The organism is Saccharopolyspora ipomoeae (assembly GCF_029952525.1).
GTDB classification, from domain to species: domain Bacteria; phylum Actinomycetota; class Actinomycetes; order Mycobacteriales; family Pseudonocardiaceae; genus Saccharopolyspora; species Saccharopolyspora ipomoeae.
In genome coordinates this window covers 79322-102087 of record NZ_JASAOF010000017.1, presented here as the reverse complement: position 1 = coordinate 102087, position 22766 = coordinate 79322, and the positions used below count along the sequence as shown (strand labels likewise).

20 protein-coding genes and 1 pseudogene are annotated in these 22766 nt (G+C 69.9%); 11 read left to right on the top strand and 10 right to left on the bottom strand.

Annotation, left to right across the window (positions count from 1 at the left end):
• Position 1 precedes the first annotated feature (1 nt).
• On the top strand, positions 2 to 697 hold the full coding sequence (locus QFW96_RS22350; protein ID WP_281457665.1) for an SDR family oxidoreductase: 696 nt from the start codon (positions 2 to 4) through the stop codon (positions 695 to 697).
• Between the two features lie 26 nt (positions 698 to 723).
• Entirely contained in the window at positions 724 to 1488 is a 765-nt protein-coding gene (gene fabI / locus QFW96_RS22345; RefSeq protein WP_281457664.1) for an enoyl-ACP reductase FabI, read from the top strand.
• Positions 1489 to 1540: 52 nt separating this feature from the next.
• Here the strand turns inward: fabI and scpC are convergent, their stop codons facing one another.
• From scpC to QFW96_RS22315, 6 genes and pseudogenes are all read right to left on the bottom strand, one after another.
• Entirely contained in the window at positions 1541 to 3049 is a 1509-nt protein-coding gene (scpC, locus tag QFW96_RS22340) for a succinyl-CoA:acetate CoA-transferase ScpC (RefSeq protein ID WP_281457663.1), read from the bottom strand.
• 431 nt (positions 3050 to 3480) lie between these two features.
• A complete protein-coding gene (locus QFW96_RS22335; protein ID WP_281457662.1) occupies positions 3481 to 3870 on the bottom strand; it encodes a hypothetical protein in 390 nt (129 codons plus the stop codon).
• 146 nt (positions 3871 to 4016) lie between these two features.
• The gene (locus QFW96_RS22330; protein ID WP_281457661.1) at positions 4017 to 4430 is read right to left on the bottom strand and encodes a ribonuclease domain-containing protein; all 414 of its coding nucleotides are present in this window, start codon (positions 4428 to 4430) and stop codon (positions 4017 to 4019) included.
• A 140-nt stretch (positions 4431 to 4570) separates the two neighbouring features.
• On the bottom strand, positions 4571 to 4768 hold the full coding sequence (locus tag QFW96_RS22325; RefSeq protein WP_281457660.1) for a hypothetical protein: 198 nt from the start codon (positions 4766 to 4768) through the stop codon (positions 4571 to 4573).
• Between the two features lie 3 nt (positions 4769 to 4771).
• Positions 4772 to 5466: pseudogene (locus tag QFW96_RS22320) on the bottom strand (enoyl-CoA hydratase/isomerase family protein).
• Between the two features lie 59 nt (positions 5467 to 5525).
• Positions 5526 to 6449, bottom strand: a complete 924-nt coding sequence (locus QFW96_RS22315; RefSeq protein ID WP_281457659.1) for an SMP-30/gluconolactonase/LRE family protein — start codon at positions 6447 to 6449, stop codon at positions 5526 to 5528.
• Between the two features lie 263 nt (positions 6450 to 6712).
• On the opposite strand from QFW96_RS22315, the gene QFW96_RS22310 reads away from it, so the two are divergent.
• Positions 6713 to 7033, top strand: coding sequence for a nucleotide pyrophosphohydrolase (locus QFW96_RS22310; protein WP_281457658.1), 321 nt, complete (start codon positions 6713 to 6715; stop codon positions 7031 to 7033).
• Positions 7034 to 7138: 105 nt separating this feature from the next.
• Here QFW96_RS22310 and QFW96_RS22305 read toward each other — a convergent pair whose 3' ends face one another.
• Positions 7139 to 8179 (bottom strand): NAD(P)-dependent alcohol dehydrogenase, encoded by a 1041-nt coding sequence (locus QFW96_RS22305; RefSeq protein ID WP_281457657.1) that lies wholly within the window; start codon positions 8177 to 8179, stop codon positions 7139 to 7141.
• 340 nt (positions 8180 to 8519) lie between these two features.
• Between QFW96_RS22305 and QFW96_RS22300 the strand changes: the two genes are divergently transcribed.
• The 4 genes from QFW96_RS22300 to QFW96_RS22285 all read left to right on the top strand — a co-directional run bounded on the left by QFW96_RS22300 (position 8520) and on the right by QFW96_RS22285 (position 11888).
• Positions 8520 to 8933, top strand: coding sequence for a hypothetical protein (locus QFW96_RS22300; RefSeq protein ID WP_281457656.1), 414 nt, complete (start codon positions 8520 to 8522; stop codon positions 8931 to 8933).
• A gap of 236 nt (positions 8934 to 9169) precedes the next feature.
• Positions 9170 to 9751 (top strand): hypothetical protein, encoded by a 582-nt coding sequence (locus QFW96_RS22295; RefSeq protein WP_281457655.1) that lies wholly within the window; start codon positions 9170 to 9172, stop codon positions 9749 to 9751.
• 199 nt (positions 9752 to 9950) lie between these two features.
• A complete protein-coding gene (locus QFW96_RS22290; RefSeq protein WP_281457654.1) occupies positions 9951 to 10481 on the top strand; it encodes a hypothetical protein in 531 nt (176 codons plus the stop codon).
• 78 nt (positions 10482 to 10559) lie between these two features.
• Positions 10560 to 11888 (top strand): HNH endonuclease signature motif containing protein, encoded by a 1329-nt coding sequence (locus QFW96_RS22285; RefSeq protein ID WP_343231401.1) that lies wholly within the window; start codon positions 10560 to 10562, stop codon positions 11886 to 11888.
• A 118-nt stretch (positions 11889 to 12006) separates the two neighbouring features.
• On the opposite strand, the gene QFW96_RS22280 is transcribed toward QFW96_RS22285, so the two are convergent.
• Positions 12007 to 13410, bottom strand: coding sequence for an MFS transporter (locus tag QFW96_RS22280; protein ID WP_281457652.1), 1404 nt, complete (start codon positions 13408 to 13410; stop codon positions 12007 to 12009).
• A gap of 270 nt (positions 13411 to 13680) precedes the next feature.
• Between QFW96_RS22280 and tatA the strand changes: the two genes are divergently transcribed.
• From tatA to QFW96_RS22260, 4 genes are all read left to right on the top strand, one after another.
• Positions 13681 to 13887 (top strand): Sec-independent protein translocase subunit TatA, encoded by a 207-nt coding sequence (gene tatA, locus QFW96_RS22275; protein ID WP_281457651.1) that lies wholly within the window; start codon positions 13681 to 13683, stop codon positions 13885 to 13887.
• 955 nt (positions 13888 to 14842) lie between these two features.
• A complete protein-coding gene (locus QFW96_RS22270) occupies positions 14843 to 15538 on the top strand; it encodes a LuxR C-terminal-related transcriptional regulator (RefSeq protein ID WP_281457650.1) in 696 nt (231 codons plus the stop codon).
• A 259-nt stretch (positions 15539 to 15797) separates the two neighbouring features.
• Entirely contained in the window at positions 15798 to 18686 is a 2889-nt protein-coding gene (locus QFW96_RS22265; RefSeq protein WP_281457649.1) for an ATP-binding protein, read from the top strand.
• Positions 18683 to 21478 carry an ATP-binding protein gene (locus QFW96_RS22260; RefSeq protein ID WP_281457648.1) on the top strand — a complete coding sequence of 932 codons (2796 nt, stop codon included), beginning with the start codon at positions 18683 to 18685 and terminating at the stop codon, positions 21476 to 21478. Before QFW96_RS22265 ends, QFW96_RS22260 begins: the two co-directional genes overlap by 4 nt.
• 12 nt (positions 21479 to 21490) lie before the next feature.
• On the opposite strand, the gene QFW96_RS22255 is transcribed toward QFW96_RS22260, so the two are convergent.
• Complete coding sequence (locus QFW96_RS22255; protein ID WP_281457647.1) at positions 21491 to 21898, bottom strand: DoxX family protein; 408 nt, start codon at positions 21896 to 21898, stop codon at positions 21491 to 21493.
• Positions 21891 to 22697: a thioesterase II family protein gene (locus tag QFW96_RS22250; protein ID WP_281457646.1), complete on the bottom strand. Its 807-nt coding sequence runs from the start codon at positions 22695 to 22697 to the stop codon at positions 21891 to 21893. Before QFW96_RS22250 ends, QFW96_RS22255 begins: the two co-directional genes overlap by 8 nt.
• Positions 22698 to 22766 lie beyond the last annotated feature (69 nt).

Below are 22766 nucleotides of genomic sequence, written 5' to 3'. Positions count from 1 at the left end.
GGTGGCGGCGCTGGTGACCGGCGGGAACCGGGGGATCGGCCTGGCGATCGCCCGCGAGCTGCGGGCCCGGGGAGAGCCGGTCGCGATCACCCACCGCGGCACCTGCCCGGACGACCTGTTCGGCGTGCCCTGCGACGTCACCGACACCGCCCAGGTGGAGGAGGCGTTCGAGAAGGCGGAGGCCGAGCTGGGCCCGATCACCACGGTGGTGGCCAACGCGGGCATCACCGACGACGGTCTCCTGCTGCGCATGGACGAAGCGCAGTTCAGCGGGGTCCTCGACGCGAACCTGACCGGCGCCTACCGGGTCGCCCGGCGAGGCGCGCGCAGCATGCTGCGGCAACGCCGCGGACGGCTGATCTTCGTGTCCTCGGTGGTGGCGCTGCGCGGCGAGGCGGGCCAGGCGAACTACGCCGCGAGCAAAGCGGGCCTGGTCGGGCTCGCCCGCTCCCTGGCCCGCGAACTCGGCTCCCGGGGCATCACGGCCAACGTCGTCGCACCCGGCCTGATCAGCACCGACATGACCGACGAGCTCGGTGAGACGCGCAGGCGGCAGATCCTCGACGGGGTCCCGCTCGGTCGTCCCGGCGAGGCGGCCGAGGTCGCCGCCGCGGTCGGCTGGCTCGCCTCCGAGCAGGCGGGCTACGTCACCGGCGCGGTCATCCCGGTCGACGGCGGCGCCGGAATGGGCCACTGAGCATCACTACGAACGAGGAGCAGCAGATGGGATTGCTGGCGGGCAAGCAGGTCCTGATCACGGGGGTCCTCACGGAGTCCTCGATCGCCTTCCACGCGGCCAAGGTCGCCCAGCAGCAGGGAGCCCGGGTCGTGCTCACCGGATACGGCCGACTCAGCCTGGTGCGGCGCATCGCCAACCGGCTCCCGGACCCGCCCCCGGTGATCGAGCTCGACGTCACCGACCAGGCCATGCTCGACGACCTCGCCCCGCGGTTGCGCGAGCACGTCGACCGCCTCGACGGGGTGCTGCACTCCATCGCCTACGCACCCCCGAGCTGTCTCGGCGAGGACTTCCTCGACACCCCGTGGCAGGACGTGGCCACGGCCGTGGAGGTCTCGGCGTACTCGCTGAAATCCCTGGCCACGGCCTGCCGTCCGCTGATGGGCCGAGGCGGCTCGATCGTCGGCGTGGACTTCGACGCCCGAGTCACCTGGCCCGGCTACAACTGGATGGGAGTCGCCAAGGCGGCCCTGGAATCGACGACCCGCTACCTGGCCCGAGAGCTCGGCCCCGACGGCATCCGCGTCAACCTCGTCGCTGCGGGCCCGCTGCGCACGGTCGCCGCCCGCTCCATCGGCGGCCCGGACGACCTGGAGGAGGCCTGGAAATCCCGCGCCCCGCTCGGCTGGGACACCACCGACCCGGAACCGGTCGGCAGAACGATCTGCACCCTCCTCTCGGACTGGCTCCCCAGCACCACGGGCGCCCTCCTGCACGCGGACGGCGGCCTCCACTCCACGGGCCGGTGAGCCGGTCGTCGAAGGCGGGCAACGGCTCGGTCGTCCCAGGCCGCGGACCGACTCACCGCATCGAACCGGTCCGGACGTAGCGCTGGTGCCAGGACAGGGACTCGTCGAGCAGGTGCGGTGTGTGCAGGCCGAACGCCGAGCGCTGGGACCGCTCGAAGTAGTCGCGCAGCGCCGGGCGGAAGTCGGGGTGCGCGCAGTGCTCGATGACGCGCTCGGCGCGCTGCTTCGGGGACAGGCCGCGCAGGTCGGCCAGGCCCTGCTCGGTGACGATGACGTCCACGTCGTGCTCGGTGTGGTCGACGTGCGAGACCATCGGCACGATCGTCGACACGTCACCGCCCTTGGCCTGCGACGGCGTCACGAAGATCGACACGTAGGCGTTGCGGGCGAAGTCGCCGGAGCCGCCGATGCCGTTCTGGATGCGGCTTCCCATCAGGTGCGTGGAGTTGATGTTGCCGTAGAGGTCGGCCTCCACGATGCCGTTCATCGCCAGGCAGCCGAGCCTGCGCACCACCTCGGGGTGGTTGCTGATCTCCTGCGGCCGCAGCACGATCTTGTCGCGGAAGGCGGCGGCGTCCCGGTTGAACCGCTCCACCGCGGTCGGGCTCAGCGAGAACGCCGTCGCGGACGCCATTTCCATCCTGCCTGACTCGATCAGCTGCAACATCCCGTCCTGGATGACCTCGGTGTAGGCGGTCAACCCGTGGAACGGCCCGTTCTCCAGCCCGGCGAGCACGGCGTTGGCGACGTTGCCGACGCCCGACTGGATCGGCAGCAGTTCCCGGGGCAGCCGGCCCGCGGCGACCTCCAGTTCGAGGAAGTCCAGGACGTGCCCGGCGATCTGCTCGGAGATCGCGTCGGGCGGGGTGAAAGCGCCGTTGCGGTCGGGAGATTCGGTCTCCACCACCGCGATCACCTTCTCCAGCGGGCAATCCAGGTGCGGCACGCCGATCCGGTCGGCCGGGTGCGTGATCGGGATCGGCCTGCGGTGCGGCGGGAGCGCGGTCCCGTAGTAGACGTCGTGCATGCCCTCGAGGTGCTCGCTCTGCCAGGAGTTGACCTCGACGATCACCCGGTCGGCCTGCTCCAGCCAGGTCTTGTTGTTGCCCACCGACGACGACGGGATCAGCCTGCCGTCCTCGGTGATGCCGCTGACCTCCACCACCGCCACGTCCAGGTCGCCGTAGATGCCCTGCCAGACGCGCTGCGCTACGTGCGAGAGGTGGATGTCGGTGTAGTCCAGCCGGCCCTCGTTGATCTTCGCCCGGCTCACCGGGTCCGACTGGTACGGCAACCGCAGGTCGATTCCCTCGACCTCGGCCAGCGCCCCGTCCAGCTCCGGTGCCGTCGACGCCCCGGTCCACAACCCGACTTTCATCGGCTCACCGTGCTCGTGCGCCACCGCGACCCGCTTCGCCAGGGCCCCAGGCACCTCCTTGGGATACCCGGCCCCGGTGAAGCCGCTCATGCCCACGTTCTCGCCCGGCCCGATCAGCCCGGCGGCCTCCTCGGCCTCGACGACCTTCGCCGCCCACTGGCGATTCCGAATCCTGCCGGACATCCACGACCTCCCGCTCACCGTTGAGACCACCGCGCCACCGGCGCTTCGTGTGACGCGGATCCTAAGCACGGGTCAGAGCGGGATTAACTGTGACGCGGGGCACGAACACCCCGGAACGGACCTCGCGAGGGGGCTCGGCGAGCGGCCTCATCCTCGCTGCTGACCAGCCACGACGGCGCTCGCGCCGAGCCCGCTGGGAAGCCGCGCACCGACCTGCGGGAGAGCTCTCCGGAAGTTCACCCAGCGACCGGGACTGTCGCCAGGCGAACGAACCCGCACACGCTCTACCCCGACTCGACCCCGGCCTCCCGGGCTCCAGAGGGGGCAGTTTTCATGAAAACTGTCCCCACCTACGGAACGTTGGTTCCTGGGTGTCGGACTACTGGGGTGGGGAAGTTTTCATGAAAACTTCGCTAGGTGAAAGGCCGTGGTCAAGCGCGGTTTCGGAGCGCGAGAGCGGTGGTCGCGGCGAGGACGATCACCCCGGCCGTTTCCACGACCAGCGAAGTGGGAGCGAGCTGGTAGTCGAGGCTCGACCTCAGCCCGAACAGCGAGACGGGGCTCAGCGCGATCACCAGCGACAACAACGTCCCCAACATGAACAGCAGGCTCATCGAGCTCACCAGCACCAGCCGTCGCCCGGACATCAGCGCCACGGCCAGCGCGACCGACCCGACCGCGTTCACCACGAACAGCACACCGAGCAGGCCCCCGGTCCCGGCGAACACGAGGAACAGATGAATCCCGCCCATGATCAGCAGGAATCCGGCGCTCAACCCGCGCCAGGCCACCAGCGGGGACTTCGCAGTCGACTTGTCCACGCCCGCCTCCCACGCCGGTACGGAACGCTTCGAAGCCCAGTCGAGCACACCTCGCGGACTGCCGCGCAGGTCTTTCGCCCCGTGGGAGCCCCGGCGCGCCGGTTTCAGCTGGAACCGCGCGGCTCCAGCTGAAACCGGCCGGTGCCTCAGAGCAGGTGGAAGGTCTCGTAGTGGTCGGGGGAGAAGTAGACCTCGTTGGTGGTGGTGTCCACGACCAGGCGGTAGGCCTGGCGCTGGGCCCCGCACTCCCGCGGGGTCACGTCGAACTCCAGGTAGCTGTGGCCCTCGGGGAGTTCACCTTCGTAGTTGTTGTAGGTGCCACCGGCGAAGTTGCACTGCCCGTCCGGCCAGTCCACCCAGCCGCGCTCCGACGGGTAGTTCAGCGACGCCCAGGTCGCGTTCGAGCTGATGGCCTCGTCGCAGCCCTTGACCTCGCAGGCCTGCGCGACCGCGGCCGTGGCGTTCGGCGCGATGACGGCGCTGCCGCCGCCGAGCAGCCCCAGCACGGCGAAAGCGGCCACGAGCAGCTTGATCACCGGGTTCATGCGGTTGTGCTTCACACGTCCTCCCGAAAGGTTGTCGGCGCCCGAAAGGTCGTCGGGGTCCCCGGAATCTAGAAGCGCCTCAGCTTCTCGGGGCGGATCTGCGACAACTGGACAGGCAGATCACCACAACGTGAACATCAGTGGTCCGCACCATTTCACCGGACGGCGACCTGCGCTGCGGGAACGCGACGACGTCCTCGGCGTGGTCCTCGGGCGGCGAAGCGCTCCGGAAACGCCTCCCGCGTGTCGGTCACGTGCCCCGCCACCGACGGTTCCCCGGCGTAGACGAGGCTCTTGATTCGCCGCGTGGAGAACGGGGACGTGGCCGCGATGCGCCCGGCGGGCTCGAACATCGCTCACCTGCCGCGGTAGTGGGGTTCGCGCCTCTCCAGGAACGACCGCACGCCCTCGCGGCGGTCCTCGGTCGCGAACAGCTCGCCGAGCGTCGTGCTCACCCACGCCCCGAGGTCGTTCCAGTCCGGGTCCAGCGCTCGCCGCAGCCCGCGCTTGAGCGCGGCCACCGCCAGCGGGGGATTGGCCGCGATCACCTGAGCCCGCTCCACCGCGGTCGGCAGCAGCTGCTCGTCGTCGACGACCCGCCCGACGAGCCCGATCCGCTCCGCCCGCTCGGCGTCGATCACCTCGCCGGTGAGCAGCAGTTCGGCGGCGCGTTCGCGTCCGACCAGCTGCGCCAGCCGAGCGATGCCCGCGACGTCGCTGCACAGCCCGCGCTTGACGAACAACTCCCCGAACCGCGCCCGCGTCCAGGCGATCCGCAGATCCGCCATGAGCGCCAGCTCCATGCCCCAACCCACCGCCGGCCCGTTGACGGCGGCGATCACCGGGACGTCGCTGCGCAGGAGCGCACCGGCGGCCGGGGTGAGCCGCGGTTCCGGCCGGGGAGGGGCGTCGCCGCCGTGCATCAGCTCGCGGACGTCATCCCCGAGCAGAACGACCGACCGGCCCCGGTGATCACCAGGACCCGCTCCGACGTGCCGCGCACCAGCTCGGTGAGCTCGTCGTAGGTCTGACGGCGAAGCGCGTTGTGCACGTCGGGACGGTTCAGCGTCACGACCCCGACGTATCCGTCGACGACGTAGTCGACGTCGCTCACGCCGAGAACTCCAGATCCAGCCCGGGTGAATCCCACTCCACCGCGTAGAGCAGACCCCGGCCCGAGGAGGTGACGAACGCGGTTCGCGAATCCGCGCCCGCGAAGCAGATGTTGGTGACGAACGGATCCGGCTCGGGCACCGCGACCTGCCGCAACAGCGTCCCGTCCGGCGCGATCGCGCTCACCGCCCCGGTGACCAGCGTCGCCACGCACACGTTGCCGTCCCCGTCGACCGCCAGCGAATCCAGCATCTGCAGCCCCGAGAACCCGTGCAGCAACTGCGCGCGGCCGTCGACGCGACCAGGTCCGGCCAGATCCCAGAACCACACCCGCCCGGGCCCGGTCTCCGCGACGTACAGCCGAGTTCCGTCCGGTGACAAGCCGACGCCGTTGGGCTGCACCAGCGGGTGCACGACCTCGGTGATCGAGGAGCCGTCCGGCTGCGCGTAGTACAGGGCACCGGTGTCGCTGTCCCGCTCACGGGACTTGCCGAGGTCGGTGAACCAGAACCCGCCCCGCTCGTCGAAGACGAGGTCGTTCGGCCCGCGCAGCGGCCGACCGTCGCACTCGGTGTAGAGGTCGGTGACGTCGCCGTCCACCGACACCCGCTGGATCCGGCCGCCGATGTAGTCCGCCGGCTGATGCCCCGGCGCGGTGATCCCCTCGCGGTCGTGCCACTCGAAACCACCGTTGTTGCACACGTACACGGCCCCATCAGGGCCGATCGCGGCCCCGTTCGGCCCGCCGCCCAACTCCGCGACGACCGACACCCGACCGTCCGGGCTCACCCGCGACAACCGCTGCCCGCGGATCTCCACCAGCAGCACCGAACCATCGCTCAGAGCGATGGGCCCCTCCGGGAACTCCAATCCCGAAGCGACCAACCGCATCCGGGACCCCACCGCAGGCCCGACGGCCATCTCACGCCCCCTCGTCACCTTTGACGAACGATCGCTAACCAACGTATGCCGCAGGGCCACCGCGGTCAACGAAGCAGAAGCGTACAAAGCCTTTCGGCGGAACGGTGCTGATCACGAGGTGTCGCGACCAGCGGCGGAGGGCGGCGCTGCGAGGGGAGCGAATGTGCTGGCCGAACCCGACTTCGCCAGCCCTCGACCGAGCGGCCTGACGGTGTGAGCACGGGTCCGGCGAGTCGTGCTGCAGTGCTGGATACGGTGGGCTGATGGACAGTGTTGCGAGGCTTGGTGAGCGGCTTCAGGAATTCGCGGCAGCTCGGGACTGGGAGCAGTACCACACGCCGAAGAACCTGGCGATGGCGCTGAGCGGGGAGGCCGGGGAGCTCGTCGCCGAGCTGCAGTGGCTCAGCGACGATGAGACGAAGGCCGGGCTCGCCGAGGGACCGCTGAAGGAACGGCTCGCCGACGAGGCCGCGGACGTGATGCTGAACCTGGTGCGCCTGACCGACATGTGCGGCATCGACCTGATCGAAGCGGCCAACGCGAAGATCGAACGCAACGAAACCCGCTTCCCACCGAAGACCTGAGCACTGGGCGTTGAACTTGCCCGGAGCACGCGAAATGCGCTTCCGATTCGGTTCGGGTGCCTTCCTTCTCGGTTCCTTCCTCACCGGAAGGTAGCGGGAGTCGCGTCACCCGTGCGGTAGCACGACTGCTCGGCCGTTGACCGTGCCGTCGTGGAGGCGTTCGTAGGCTCGGGGTGCGTCGTCGAGGGAGTACGTCTCGGTGTGCACGGAGATCGCTCCGGCTCGGGCCAGTTCCAGGACCTCGTGGAACTCGCTTCGGCTTCCCCAGTAGGGCGCGGTGACGGAGGCTTCGAAGGGGAGTGCGCCGAAGCCGACGGGGAGGGTGCCGCCGGCGATGCCGACGATGGTGATGTCGGCTTCGACCGAGGCCACTGCGCCGGCGGTGGTCACCGTGGGCTGGGCGCCGACGAAGTCGAAGACGGCTTGGGCTCCGCGGCCGTCGGTGAGGTCGCGGACCTTGGCGGCGGCCTGGTCGTCGGACAGCAGGGTCTCGTGGGCGCCGACGGTGCGAGCGAGGGCGAGCTTGTCCTCGTTGACGTCCAGGGCGATGACGCGGGCGCTGGTCAGCGCGCGCAGGATCTGGACGGCGATGTGGCCGAGCCCGCCGACGCCGATGACCACCGCGGTCGCGCCCGGCACGAGCTTGGGGAGCGTCGGCTTGATCGCGTGGTACGGCGTCAGGCCGGCGTCGGTGAGCGGGACCGCGTCGACCGGGTCCAGGCCGTTCAGCGGGGCGAGGTGCCGCGGGTCGTCGACGATCATGTACTCCGCCATCGAGCCGGGGGAGCCGAGTCCGGGCGGGTTGATGTCCAGGTCGGCGGCGCGCAGGCAGTAGTTCTCCTTGCCCGCGGCGCAGTTGAGGCAGATCCCGCAGCCCCACGGTCCGTAGACCGCGACCGCATCGCCCTCGGCCAGGCCGCTGACTCCCGCGCCCAGCGCGGCCACCGTGCCGACGCCCTCGTGGCCCAAGGTCATCGGCAGCGCGTACGGGAAGCCCTCGGCGGGCCAGCTCATCACGGCGATGTCGGAGTGGCACGCCCCGGCGGCGGTGACCTTCAGCAGCACCTGCCCGGGGCCGGGTTCCGGATCGGGGACGGTGACGACCTCGGGTGCGGATCCGATCTCCCGGTACTGCAACGCCTTCATCGCCCGCTCCTCACCTGCGACACCGGTACGTCCCGCATCGTAAGTGAGCGAACCGGGGTTCGTGGTTTCAGAGATCCGTGGCCGAGACGGTCCCCCTTTGAACACTTGTGCGGCACCCCGTGTGCGCATTGGCTTTGGTCAAAGAAGCCTTGTGCGAAGCCGGGTGGGCGGGTGCCCGCGTTGGTAGCGTCGCCCTGGAAGTTGCCGGTAGGACGCGGAGCGAATTCGCTTCAGCGAGATCTGAGGGCCGCCGGAACTCTCTTCACCGCGATGGGCAGTGCCGTGGATCAACGGTTCCTGCCCGGTCCTCGCGTGTTCACGACGAGAACAGGAGATGCAGATGCGGAAGAACCTGGTTCGCGCGATTCCACTGCTGGGGGCGCTGGTCCTGCTCGGGCCGGCTGCAACGGTGGCCCAAGCGGACCCCGTCCAGGCCATGGGAGAGGACGGTGGAGCCGTCACCCTCGACGACAACCCCGGCGGGAAGGCGATCTTCTTCCACGACGGTGACGTCCTCGAGGTCTGCGACATGCAGGAGGACGGGCTGCGTGCCTGGGGCTCGGTGAGCTGGAGCGACTCCAGCGGCAACCATCGCGTGCAGGCCGAGGACACCGACGGGGCCAACCCTCCCGACCGGTGCGAGTTCAAGAACGTGAACATCCCCGAAGGCAAGAGCGTCACGATCGAGGCGTGCCTGAAGGACGGCGCGGACGGTGCGCGACGCTACTGCTTCACCGGAAAGGGCGTCGCGTAAGCGACATCGGTGCGGATGCGCGGGGTGGGCGCTGAGAGCGAAGCGAATCTCCGGGCTCAGGTTGTGGCGTTCGGGTGATCCTCCTGCGTTATCCGGACGCAGCGTGCGGGTCTTAAGACCATCGGGTCGATCAGTGACTCGATGGAGGGGAGATCCTGCCTTTGAATCCCAATCAGCCTCGCGACAGCAAAGGCAGATGGACCAAGACCGCCAGCGGGACAGTGGGGGCTGCGGTAGTGGCAGGGCTGATGTTCTCCACCGGTGGTGGCGGGACCACCGCGTCCGTCGGTACCTCGGTGGAGAGCGCAGCCGGCCAGCGCGCGGTCCAGGCCAAGAACACCAGTAATGGCCGGAACGCCGCTCGCAAGGGAAACGAGCGCGAAGCCTGGAAACGGATGGGGCTCCGACGGATCAAGAACGAGGTGCGTCGTGACCTTTCGTGTGTCGCGCAGTCCTACGGCGAAGTGCAGGAGTACTTCCTGAGCCATCCGTGCAAGAAACTGCAGCAGAAGCTCTTCCCGGTCGCCGACGCGGAGGGCAACGTCATCGCTGTATCGGTCATGTGGGTGCGAATGCCGTCTCGCGCGACCGCTTCGGGTTTGAAGCGGGTCGAGGACGAGTACGGGACGGGTGACGTGACGCCGGTCGGAACCCAGCTCCTGGGATTCGGCGGGTTCCGGTTCACCGGCGAGCACTACGACTCCGACCAGGACGGGACGCTGCTCACCATCGCCGAAACCGAACCGGTGAGCGGACACCCGACGGACACCCTCCTAGATGGAGTCGCGTCCGTTGCGGTTGCGCTACCACCGCCGTGAGCGGAGCGCCGACCGCCTCGGTCACCGCGTGGACGTGTGGTGGTGGGGGTGGGGCACGGCTCGTCGAGAGTTGTACGCAGGTAGGCGTACGTGGGGTGACGTGCTGGTGAGGACGACGTCGTGGGGTTGGCGTCGCACGATCTCCGGTGTCAGACGAGCACCCGGGCGCGGCTCGGTTGCCGACTCACCTGGAGACTCGATGATCACGATCAAGAAGGCCCAGCCGAAGTCCCGGAGTCGTCGACTCTCCGCGCGGGCTCGGCGGGCGGTGTTGCTGGTGCACGTCGTCGCGGGTGTCGGGTGGTTGGGCATTGCCGCCGTGACGTTCGCGCTGACCGCTGCGGTGCTGGTTGAACCCGAGCTCGGCGTCGTCCGGGCCGGTTACGAGTTCCACGAACTGCTCATCGGATGGTTGGCTCGGCCCGCTTCGCTGCTCACGCTCGGGACCGGGCTGATCCTCTCCGTCGGCACCAAGTGGGGCGTCGCGGCGCACCACTGGCCGTTGATCAAGCTGGTCTTGGTAGTGGTGACGATCGCGATCACCGCCAGTCTCGCGCCCGGCTGGATCGCAGCCGCCCAAGCCTCCGGATCGCAGTCCGTCGGGGCGCAGGTGAATCTCATCGGCATGGCCGTGTTCCACGTCCTCACCATCGGGGCGGCCACCTGGCTCTCGATCTACAAACCGGGTGGTCGCATCCGGTGGAACCTGCCGTATCCCAGAAGAATCTGAAAAGTGCTTGTTTCTCCCGTTTTTGGTCGTTCGATCACCTGATCTAGCGATGGTGCGCGCGGCGGGGCGGCGGGCACAATGGGGAACATGAGTTCGATGACGCAGGTTTTTGCCGATGCCGTTGCCACGGCTCGGGCCGCTGTTGCGGAAGCCGTGGCGTCACCGAGGCGTGCCGGTGAATTGGCCGGTGCCATAAGAGAATTGGAGTCGCTCGCGCGGTACGTGCACTCGGTGCAGAGCGAGTTGATCGCCGAGGCCGAGCGGTACGAGGTGGCGCGTGCCCACGGGGCGCGCAGCACCGGTGCGTGGTTGCAGGACGTGCTCGGGGTTGATCCGGGGCAGGCGCGTGGTCGTGTCGAGGTCGCCGTCAGCAGTGGGGCGAGCGAGGCGCGACGCGCGTTGTCCGAAGGGGCGATCAGCGTGGAGCACGCCCAGGTCATCGCCTCGTGCGTGAAGCGGCTTCCCGATCACGCCGCAGGTGAGGCGCCTCGGGTGGAAGCGGTGCTGGTGCAGCGGGCTCGGCGGTGTCGGCCCCGGGATCTGCGGCAGCTGGCCAACGGGATCAACGCCCGTTACGACCGGAAGGCCGCGGTGTCGGAGGAGGCCGCGCAGCACGAGTCGCGAGAGCTGCACTACGTCACCACCGACGACGGGAGCGTGGTGGTCAAAGCACGGCTGGACAAGGAGGTCGGGCGGAAGTTCATCGCCGCGCTGCGGCCTCTGTCCAAGCCGTGTCCCGCCTACGACGGGACTCCTGACCCGCGCACTCCTGCTCAGCGGCACGCCGACGGATTGGCGACGTTGGTGGATCTCGCGGTCGGCTCCGAGGGGATGCCGAGGGTGGGCGGCCAGCGGGTGCAGGTCCAGGTCACCGTCGGCTACGACGACCTGGTGCGCAGTCTCGACCCCGACGCCGAGGGAGTCGTGCCCGGGATGTTCGCCGACGGGGAGCCGATCAGCGCTGACGCGGTGCGCCGCCTGGCGTGCGATGCGGGGATCCTGCCCGTCGTGCTCGGAGGCGACGGTGTCGCGCTCGATTACGGGAGGGAGGAGCGGACCGCACCGCCTCAACTGCGGGCCGCGCTGTTCCGGAGGGACGGGGTCTGCGCGTTCCCCGGATGCGAGCACCCGCCGGGGACCTCGCAGGCACACCACATCGTCGAGTGGTTCAACGGCGGAGTCACGCGCCTCGACAACATGGTGATGCTGTGCGGGTTCCACCACCGGACGGTCCACAGTGATCACTGGAGCATCGCCGTCGACGAAGGGAGAACGCTGTTCACGCCACCCCGACGCATCGATCCGGATCAGACGCCACGGCCCGGGGGAACCGCTCGGCCGAGCGTTCACCAACAGCTGGTCCGGGAACTCGTCCCCGAACCTCGACAACCCGAACCCGTCACCTGAACCGGCCCGCGGCCGGGTGTCCCAACACGCCCTCGTGGCACTTGCTGTTTGACAACTCCATCTGCCGGGGAACCACGTCGGGTGCCGGACAACGGCTCCGGTACCCGACGCGCCCGCACTACCGGGATGCGGAGATCTCCTCGTCCGGGGCCGCCGAAGCGGGGGAACCCGGGAGGGGCCGTCCTGCGGACTCCTGGGCGAACCAGATCCCGATCGCGCCGATGACGCCGGCGCCGATCAGGTAGTAGCCCGGCCACATCAGGTCGCCGGTCGCGGCGATCAGGGCCGTCATCACCGTGGCCACCGTGCCGCCGAACAGGGACACCGAGATGTTGAACGAGACCGACAGGCCGCCCTGGCGGATGTTGGTCGGGAACAGGGCGGGCAGGGTCGAGGGCATCGTGGCGCTGAAGACCACCAGCATCAACCCCATGATCATCAGACCGGCGAAGACCGTCGGGACCGTGTTCTGCTGGATGAGCAGGACCGACGGGACCGACAGGACCACCAGGGCGATGCAGCCGGTCATGATGACCGGTTTGCGGCCGAAGCGGTCGCTGGCGCTGCCGATGAACGTGATGACCACGAGCATCACCGCCATGACCACGATCTGCAGCACCGACGACTCCGTGTCGCTGATGCCGGGCGGCAGCTCGTCCGACAGGTAGGTCGGCATGTAGGCGGTGAGCATGTAGTTGGTCACGTTGAACACCAGGACCAAGGCGCCGCAGATCAGCATCGCCGGCCAGTGGCGGACGAAGATCTCCCGGAACTCGGTCTTGGCCGACTCGGCCTCGCGCCTCTCGTGGGTCTCGACGAGCTGGGCGAAGGCCGGGGTCTCCTCCAGCTTCAGCCGCAGGTACATGCCGACGACGCCCAGCGGCCCCGCGATCAGGAACGGGATGCGCCAACCCCACGACAGCAGCGCGTCGTCCGACATCGTTGCCGTGAGCACCGCGACGATCACCGCGCCGAAGATGTAGCCGGTCAGCGTGCCGAACTCCAGCCAGCTTCCCAGGAAACCGCGCCTGCGGTCCGGGGCGTACTCGGCGATGAACGTCATCGCGCCGCCGTACTCGCCGCCGGTGGAGAAGCCCTGGACGAGCCGGGCCAGCAGCAGGAGGATGGGGGCGGCCAGCCCGATGGTGGCGTGGCTGGGGATCAGGCCGATGCAGAACGTGCCGGCCGCCATCATGATCATCGTGGTGGCCAGCACCTTCGTGCGGCCGATGCGGTCGCCGAGCGGACCGAAGAACATGCCGCCGATGGGGCGGACCAGGAACGCCGCGGCGAAGGTGCCGAACGTCGCCAGCAGCTGGGCGGTGGGGCTCGACGACGGGTAGAAGACCTTGCCGATCGTGGTCGCCATGTAGGCGAAGACGCCGAAGTCGAACCACTCGGTCACGTTCCCCACCGCCGCGGCGGCGACCGCGCGTCGCACCAGGGAGGGATCGACGACGGTGATGCCGCCGACGGACCGGACGCCGGGGGAGAGTCCGGGTTCTTTCGTCTTGCCGGTCACCACGACCACCTCCTCGTTCGGAGGGTCGCGGATTCGCAATGCGCAGATGCCTTCGTGCGGAGCGTGAGCATGGCGAAGGACGGTAGTGGAAGAAAGCGTGGCTGCCCAATCCGGCGAAAACGAAACAGGTCAGCATGCAATCAAAGCGGGCAAACCATTCATTTGGTGTGAGGAAAGCGGAAGTTCGCACCGCGAAAGATCGCGATCGCGCGGTCGGTAGACTGTGTGAGCGGTTGTGGGCGGTAATGGCAGTAGCGGAAGGACGCGGGCATGGGATCGTTGAGCGCATGGCACTGGTTGATCGTGCTGATCGTGGTCGCTCTGCTGTTCGGTTCGAGCAAGTTGCCGCAGGTCGCGCGCTCGCTCGGGCAGTCCGCGCGGGTGCTCAAGGCTGAGGCGCGGGGCCTGCGCGAAGACGAGGAAGCGGCCAATCAGCGCGAGTCCGAAACCTCGCGGCCCGCTTCCGATGAGAACTGATCGCCTCATGCGCTGAACCCGGTGGGGCCCGTGCGTCCTAGTGATGGGACCGCGTGGTGAAGGTCGCGCGATGATCGCCGGAAAGAGGGCGTGCGGGGCAACCACGGGGGGATGGGCGCAATTGTATTCATCGTCGCGTGCGGCGGGATTTCCATTGTTCGGTGCGATCGTCGCGATTGTTCACCTCGCGGTGAAAGGGCGGGTCCGGACGGCCGATCACGTCAGGCCGTCCCGAGCGGCCGCACCTCTCGTCGGCGCGGTCGCGGCGGTCCGGACGGCGGGACACGTCGAGCGGGACGGACCGGGCTCGCATCCCGGCGCGCTCGTGGTGGAGCCGCGGAGCACCACCCGGATCCGGCTCCGGGCTTCAGCCGCGGGTTGACGGGCGGTTGCGGGCTGAATTGATCGAGCGGGTTCAATTCGTTACCGCGATGGAATGAACCGTTTGGCCGCTGCGCCCAATCGCGAATATAAGGATTCCTGCTCGTCGCTCGGTAAAATGGGAATTCTGTGAAGTCTGGGATTTACACGCGCTCAGATGAGCACGAATGGCTACGCGGCTCATTTGAGCAATTGCTCTGAGTGTTCGGTCTTGTCCGGCTCAGAACGGCGGGCTTTGGGCGACTAAATACTCTCCCCGGGTGCCAGTGGCGCGGATCACGCGTGTATGGATGCGCTGTTCTCAGCATGATGAGATTGGCCCGAACGGTTCAACGTGAGGAGCCCGTTCGGGCCGCACCCCTCCGATCGTCGCAGGTGGTGGGCGGTTCAAATTTTTTTCTGAGAGAGGTGCACGAACTGCTGGTGTCGGCAACCACAACATTAGGGAGCGGGCTCTCCGTCGCGTTGACCTCATAAGAGCGCGCTTCATACGATCGGAGGTGTCTCCGTGCGGAGACAAACAGATCTTCCCGGCAGTCGGGATTCCTCAGGATTCGAGAGAGGTACACCGTCAATGCCCCCTGTTGCCGCCGATTCTCGCCTCTTCGACAACGCGTGTGGCGATGAATTGAGAAATGATATCGCCGACGCGGACGTGTTCCAGTCGCTGCTCGAGCGATCAGGGCTCCACTTGGCGAGTTTGGATCTGCAGATGCGGATCACCCAAGCCAACGACGCCTTTGTCGATCAATTCGGCCGCTCCCGCGAGTCGGTCGTGGGACGGAACTTCTGCGAGCTGCTGCACCCCGGCGTGCGGGAGCCGATCAGCCGGAACTTCGAGCGACTGCTCGACGGACGCAGCCAGCGGTTCTCCGAGTACTTCGTGGGCGTCGGCGCTGATCAGACCGCCTTCACCGGCGACATCACCGGGGTCGCCGTGCGCGGTGCCTCCTCCGGTGAGCTGACCCAGTTCGTGGTGCTGCTGTCCCCGGAGAAGCTGAACAAGGCCAACGTGGTCGTCGCCGACCGCAAGAGGGTCCTGTCCGAGCTCAACGCCCGCATCCTCGAAGGCATCGCCACCGGGGAGTCGACCGTGCGACTGGCCTCCCGGCTGTTCCTGAGCCGGCAGGGCGTTGAGTACCACGTGGGTGCGATGCTCAAGAAGCTCAAAGCGCCCAACCGAGCCGCGCTGGTGTCCCGTGCCTACAGCCTCGGGTTGCTCAGCGTCGGAAGCTGGCCTCCCCGGGTTCCGCGCGACTACGTGAAGTAGGGGAGTTCCCGGTCACTTCTCGGTCGCGGAGTGCGGCGGGAACGGCTGCGACGGTCCGATGTGGACGGGCAGCCCGGTCCGCGGACCACGATCTCCGCTACCGCAGGGGAACTAGGGATTCGGCTGGTTTCCGAAAATGATCAATGGTTGCGCTCCCAGGCGGGCCGGTGGTGGACTGCGCAGGGTCTACCGGCGGACGAACCCCGCGAGCGCGGCTGGGAAATCCCTGGTCGGAACGTGTAAGTCGGGGTGAGTTGGGTTGCGGGGTGACCAACAGCGCATCGCCGAGCCGATCCAGCCCTGGGTTGGTCGCTCTCGTGAGTGCGCCGTGCTCGCGGAGGCGTTCGCGGACGCCCGGGCGAGTCGTGCGCGCTGCGTCGTCGTCCGGGGGCCGAGCGGAGTCGGCAAGAGCCGTCTGCTGAGCGAATTCCGGCGGCGCGAGCAGCTGAGGGCCTGCGCCGTCCTGCAGGTGCGCTGCCCGGACACGCCCCGTCCACCGCGCTACGACGCGGTGCGGCGGATCTTCGAACCACTGGAGCTCGGCGCCGACGACGTCGCCGACTCCGCGGTCCCCGCGCTGTTCCCCGACCTGCCGGTGGCCCGCAACTCCAGCGACTACGCCACGCTGTCGGCCCTGCACTCCCTGGCCGCGAACCTGATGGCCACCCGTCCGCTGGTGCTCGTCGTCGACGACGCCCACCACTGCGACGCCGCGTCGCTGCGCTGGCTGGACTTCCTGCTGCGCCGCGCCGCCGACCTGCCGCTGCTGGTCGTGCTCGGCTACCGGTGCGACGAGCTCGACGGCCCCGCCCGGGCCACCATGTCCGACCTCGTCGCCCAGCGGACCACCACCGTGATCGAACCGGCCCCGCTGAGTCGCGACGACGTCGCCGAGGTCGTGACGGCGACGCTGCCCGTCGTACCGGAAAGCGATTTCGTCGACACCTGCGCCCGCACCTCCGGCGGGAACCCCGCGCTGCTGCACCGGCTGATCGACGCCCTGGTCAAGGCCGGGGTCCGGCCCGACGAGACGGGTGAGCTCTCGGCCGAGCAGATCGGGCGGGGCGTGCTTGCGGCCTCCGTGCGGAGCCGGTTGGCCGGGCTGCCCCGGCGCATCGCCCGGGTCGCCGCGGCCGTGGCCGTGCTCGGGCCCGGGGCGGGCGTGGAAACCGTCGCGGCGATGGCTGGGGTGACCCGCTGGCAGGTCACCGAGGCGCTCGAGGTGCTGCGGAGGCGCGATGTCGTGGCCGAGTCCGGTGTGGACTTCGCCCACGACGGGATGCGCGCCGCGGTGCTCGACGTCGTCCCGGTGTCCGAAGAGGACAGACTGCGCGCCGCCCGCATCCTCAACGACACCGGTCGGCCCGCCATCGAGGTCGCCGAGCACCTGGTGCAGCTGGCCGAGCTGAACCAGCCGTGGATGGCGGGCGTGCTGCGCGACGCCGCCGCGCTCACCGAGCAGCAGGGCGCTCCTGAGATCGCCGTGCGGTACCTGCGGCGGGTGCTCGACGTCGAGACCTCCGAGCCGCAGCGAATCCGGGTGCGCGCCGACCTCGGCCGGGTCCTGGCGCAGCTCGACCCGTACGCGGCGCTGCCGATCCTGCGGAAACTGCTCGACCAGGTCACCGACCCCACGGTCTACGTGTCGTTCGTGCTGAACTTCGCGATGACCGCCGTCACCGCCCAGCGCCACCCCGAGGCGGTCCGGGCGCTGGGCGAGGTGCTGGCGATGCTGACCCTCAAGGCTCGCCACGACGCCTCGGCCGCGTTGCGCGAGCTGTGCCTGTCGGTCGAATCGATGCTGCTGATCATCGGCAGCGGTGAGAAGTCGACCTTCGGCCTCGTGCAGGACCGCATCGCCGAGCGCCCGCTGCTCTCCGGCGGCACCCCGGCCGAGCGCCGCATGCTCGCCGCGACCGCGTTCGTGCAGTCGTTGCGCGGGGAACCGTCGGCGCAGGTCGTGCAGCACGCGCGCACCGCCCTGAACTTCCAGGCCAGCGACGCCGACCCGTGGACCGAGCGGTGCGCGCTGTTCGCCCTGCACCTGGCCGACGCCACCGAGGACCTGCTGCCCGCGGCGCAGCGCGCGGTGGAGCTGGTCGAGAGCATGGGGGCGCGCTGGGACTACTCCTACTCGCTGTCCTGCTACGCCCGGGTGCTGCTGCACTTCGGCGACGTGCGAGGTGCAGCGGAGGAGGCGCGAACCGCGGCCGACATCTGCGCGCAGACCGTGTGCGCCGACTCGACCGCCGCGCAGTACACGGCCTGGGCCAGCGCGCTGGTGGAGCTCGGCGACGTCGATCAGGCCGACGAGGTGCTCGGACGCATCGAGCGGGACTGGTTCGACGAGGCCACCCTCGAATGGCACTACTTCCTGCACGCCCGGGCGCGCGTGCACTGGATTCGGGGGGAGTTCACGGCGGCCGCGGAAGTGCTGCTGGGCTGCGGCCGGAGCATGACCGGTGCGGGCATCACCAACCCGGTGTTCGTGCCGTGGCGCACCGATGCGGCCATCCTGCTGGCCGGTCTCGGACGTCGCTCGGAAGCCGCGGACCTGCTCGATCAGGACGAGGAGGCGGCCCAGCGCTGGGGCACCGCGCGGGCGCTCGGCCGGCACCTGATGACCCGCGGTGTGGTCGCCGAGGACCCGGTGCGCGCGGTGGGCTCGCTGACCGAGGCCGTGGAGGTGCTCTCCGGCTCGCCGGCCTGGCTGGACGAGGCCCGCGCCCACTTCCGGCTCGGTGAGGTGCTGCTGCGCACCGAGGACGAGCGGGGCGCCCGCAAGCACCTGCGGCGCTGCATCGACCTGGCCACCCTGTGCGGGGCCAAGCCCATCGCCGACCACGCCCGCACGCTGGTGGTGACCGCGGGCGGCCGGGTCGGGCAGCCGCTGCGCTCGCCGGTTGACCTGCTCACCGGCAGCGAACGCCGGGTGGCGACGATGGCGGCCGCCGGTGCCAGCAACCGGGCGATCGCCGAGGCGCTGTTCGTCACGCTGCGCACGGTCGAAACCCACCTCACCAACGCCTACCGCAAGCTGCGGGTGTCCAAGCGCGCGGATCTGGCCGCGGCGCTCGGCGGCGCGCGGACCCGTCGCCAGCACCGCGACGACGAGGTCGAAGCGGAACCGCTCGCCGGAAGACCATGACGACGATCGAGGGGGCGATGCAGATGACCGGGACGCGCGGTGCGGCACCGGACCTGGACCGGTCGGCGTCGAGGGCAGGGGCGACCGCGAGCGCAGCGGGGGAGCCGTGGGCGCTGTGGGAGCGCGAGCACGAGCTCGACACCGTCGACGCGGCGCTGGCCGCCACCCGGGCGGGAAGCGGATCGCTGCTGGTCATCAGCGGCCCGCTGGGCATCGGGAAGTCGGAACTGCTCAGCGCGTGCGCGCCCCGGGCCCGTCGCAGCGGGCTGCGCGTGCTGCGGGCCTCGTGCGCGCCGCAGGAGCGGGACTTCGAGCTCGGCGTGGTGCGCCAGCTGCTGGACCCGGCTGCTGTTGATCCGGGACCGGCAGCGGTGCCGTCGCACATCGCGGGGATGAGCGCCGAGAGCCCGCTGCTGATCCTGGTCGACGACCTGCACGCCGCCGACAGCGCCTCGCTGACCTGCCTGGACGAGCTCAGCGGACGGGTCGCGAGCATGCCGGTCACGCTCGCGGTGACCGTGCTCGACGGTGATCCCGGGGCCGAGCTCCCGCAGGTCCGGCGGATCAGCGACGCGGCCACCCAGGTCCTGAGACCGGGGCTGCTGTCGGCGGCCGCGGTGCGCGCGCTGGTGCGCGGCGAGCTCGGGGAGCGCGTCGGTGAGGACCTGGTGACCGCGTGCCGGGACGGCTCGGCCGGCAACCCGCTGTTCCTCATGTCGATGCTCTCGGAGGCCAGGACCGCCGGTCTGCCCGCGATCGAGGCCGCGCCGCGTCCCGCCGGTCTGCGGGAACGGCTCGTGTCGTGCCTGCGCGAGCAGCCGCCGGCGGTGCACCGGCTGCTCCAGACCGCGGCGGTGCTCGGCGAGAGCGCCGACACCGAGCTCGTGGGCCGCGTCGCCGGTCTCTCCGAGTGCCAGCACGTCGACGCCGTGCGGGTGGTGCGTCAGCTGGGCCTGCTCAACTCCGAGTCGTGCCTCGGGCCCGCGAGGCAGGTCGTGCGCGCGGCCGTCGAGGAGCTCGCGGCCGGCGAGGGGCGCGAGGAAGTGCACCTGCGCGCCGCGAGGTGGCTGCACCACCAGGGGCACTCGCCGCGCGAAGTGGCCCGCTACCTCGTCGAGGTCGCGGGACCGGTCGACGACTGGGCGCTGCGGGTGCTGCGCGACGCCGCTGAAGACGAACTGGACTGCGGCGCACCGGAGACCGCGGCGACCTACCTGCGCCGGGCGCTGCTCGACAGCGCGCCCGACGGGGAGCAGCGCGCCGGCCTTCTCGTCGAACTCGCCACCGCGGAGCGGGCTTTCGACCCGTCGGCATCGGTGCGGCACGTGTCGCAGTCGGTGTCGATGCTCGACTCCAGCCACGAGCGCGCCGCCGCGCTCTCGCGCCTGTCGCCGATGATGCTGGCCACCTCGCCCGCGCCGATCACCGAGATGATCCGCGAGGTCGTCCAGGACTTCGGGGAGGAGCAGGACCTGTCGTCGTCGGACCGGGTGCTGCGCATGGAGGCGCGTCGGCGCTACCTCATGATCGAGGACCCGCTGGGCCTGGCCGACAACGTGCGCCGGTTGCGCTCGCTCGGCGCGAACCCGCCGCTGGACAGCGCGGCGCAGCGCGAACTCCTGGCGGTGCTGCTCTACGCGGCCACCGTCGCCTCCGAGATCGGTGCGTCCGAGGTGGCCCGGCTGGCCAACCGCGTCCTGGAGCGCGAACCGGCCCGCACCACCCACGTCCACACCGGACTGCCGCTGCTGGCGAACGCGCTCGTCGCCGCCGACGCCCCGGGCAAGCTCTCGGCGTGGCTGGACCGGGCTCGCGAGCGGCAGCAGCGCAACGGCGACCTCGTCGCGCGCACGCTGCTGTGCACCGAGAAGGGCTTGGTGCTGATGTCCACCGGTCGGCTCGACCAGGCGCTGTCGGTGACCCGGGAGGCCATCGAGCTCGGCGGGTTGGGCTGGGAGCACGGCAATTCCGCGACCCTGCTCACCGTGGCGTTCCTGGCGCTGGAGACCGCCGACCACGACCTGGCGGGTCGCGTGCTGGAAGGCGGTGCGGCGTCGAAGAACAACGTGTGCGTCACCGCGGCGCTGCGGCTGCTCAAGGGCTCGGTGGCCACCGAGCGCGGCGAGGTCGGTCCGGAGCTGCAGAGCATCCTGGACCTGGGGCAGCAGCTCGACCACTGGGGCATGCGCAATCCGGCGCTGTGCCCGTGGCGCGGGATGGCCGCGATGATGCACCACCGGCTCGGCAACGTCGACGAGGCGAACGAGCTCGTGGAGCAGGAGTACGAGCTGGCGCAGCAGTGGGGCGCCCCGGTCGCCATCGGGCGGGCGCTGCGCACCCACGCCGTGCTCAGCGACGGCGGCAAGGAGCTCCGGCTGCTGCGGGAGGCGATCTCGGTGCTCGGCCGGTCCGCCAACCGCGTGGAGCTCGCCCGCGCGCACCTGCTGTACGGGCGGCGGCTGCGCGCCACCGGCCGCTCGGGTGCCGAGAAGCACTTCGAGGAGGCGCGCAACCTCGCCATCGAGTGCGGGGTGCAGCGGATGATCGACCGCACCAACGCCGAACTGGGCGGGCAGGCCGCTGCGATGCCGGCCAGGGCTCCGCTGCTGACGCCGTCGGAGCACCAGGTGGCGATGCTGGCGCGCACCGGCCGCACCAACGACGAGATCGCCCGCGAGGCCCGCATCACCTCGCGCACGGTGGAGAAGCACCTGACCAGGATCTACCGGAAGCTGGGCGTCGCGGGCCGCGCTGAACTGGCCGACGTGCTCCCGGCGGGGCCGGTCGGGTGACTCCCGCCGGTCTCAGCGCCCGAGCAGCACGCGGACGCTGGACCAGCGGCGCCAGGCGACCAGGGCGAGCAGCGCGCCCAGCACGACCGTCACCACCGCGATCGGCGGGGCGGTCAGCAGGTTCGTCACCGTCGCCCCGATCATGACGCCGACCAGCCCCAGCGCGGCCGGGCCGGTGAACCGCGGCACGAGCAGCCCGATCGCGCCGGCGATCTCCACGACCCCGGTGACGTAGCGCAGCCACTGGCCGACGCCGACGGCCTCGAAGGTGGCCACCATCGTCGGGTCGCCGAGGAACTTCGGCACCGCGGCCATCACGAACACCACCGCGAGCAGCGCCTGCAGCACCCACAGCACGATGGTGCCGGCAGTGCCGATGCTGCCCCGGTTTCCGGGATTCTCGGCTCGGGTCTCAGCCATGCTCGCCAGCCCTCCGCGCTGCGGCGAGCTCGGTCTCGATCTCGCGGTTGACCTCGACCTGGTGCTCGGTGAGGAAGAAGTGCCCGCCGGTGAACTCGCGGAGCCGGAACGCGCCCTCGGTGTGCTTCTCCCAGGCCTCGGCCTCGGCGCGGGTGGTCTTCGGGTCCTGATCGCCGGTGAGCACGACGATCGGCGCGCGCAGCGCCTTGCTCTCCTCGCAGCGGTAGGACTCGATGGCGCGGTAGTCGTTGCGGATCGCCGGCAGCGCCATCCGCAGCAGCTCCTCGTCGCCGAAGATCGCCATGTCGGTCCCGTTGAGCTTCTTCAGCTCGGCGATGACGCCCTCGTCGTCGCGCTTGTGCACCTCCTCGTCGCGCACCGTCGCCGGACCCCGGCGGCCGGAGGCGATCACCGAGCGCGGTGCGCGGGTGCCGCGCTGTTCGAGCCGGTGCGCGGTCTCGAAGGCCAGTGCCGCGCCCATGCTGTGCCCGAAGAAGACGGTGGGCTTGTCGCTGAGCGCGGCGATCTCGTCGGCCAGGAGGTCGGCGAGGGACTCGATGTCCTCGACGAACGGCTCCTTCCGCCGGTCCTGGCGCCCCGGGTACTGCAGCGACACCACGTCGGTGTCGGGGGCGAAGCGCGGTGCCAGCGGGTGGAAGAAGCTCGCCGATCCGCCCGCGTGCGGGAAGCACACGAGCCGCGCCGTGCTCGTCGCCGACGGCCGGTACCGCCGGATCCACGCGGTGGTGACGTCGTCCTCGATGGTGTTCAACTGGTTCGACTGATTCGCCTGGTTCAACTCGGTCGCCGATCCTTCCGGTCGTGGCCTCGTCCGCCCACCATCCAACCCGACCCGGTACTCGCGAAT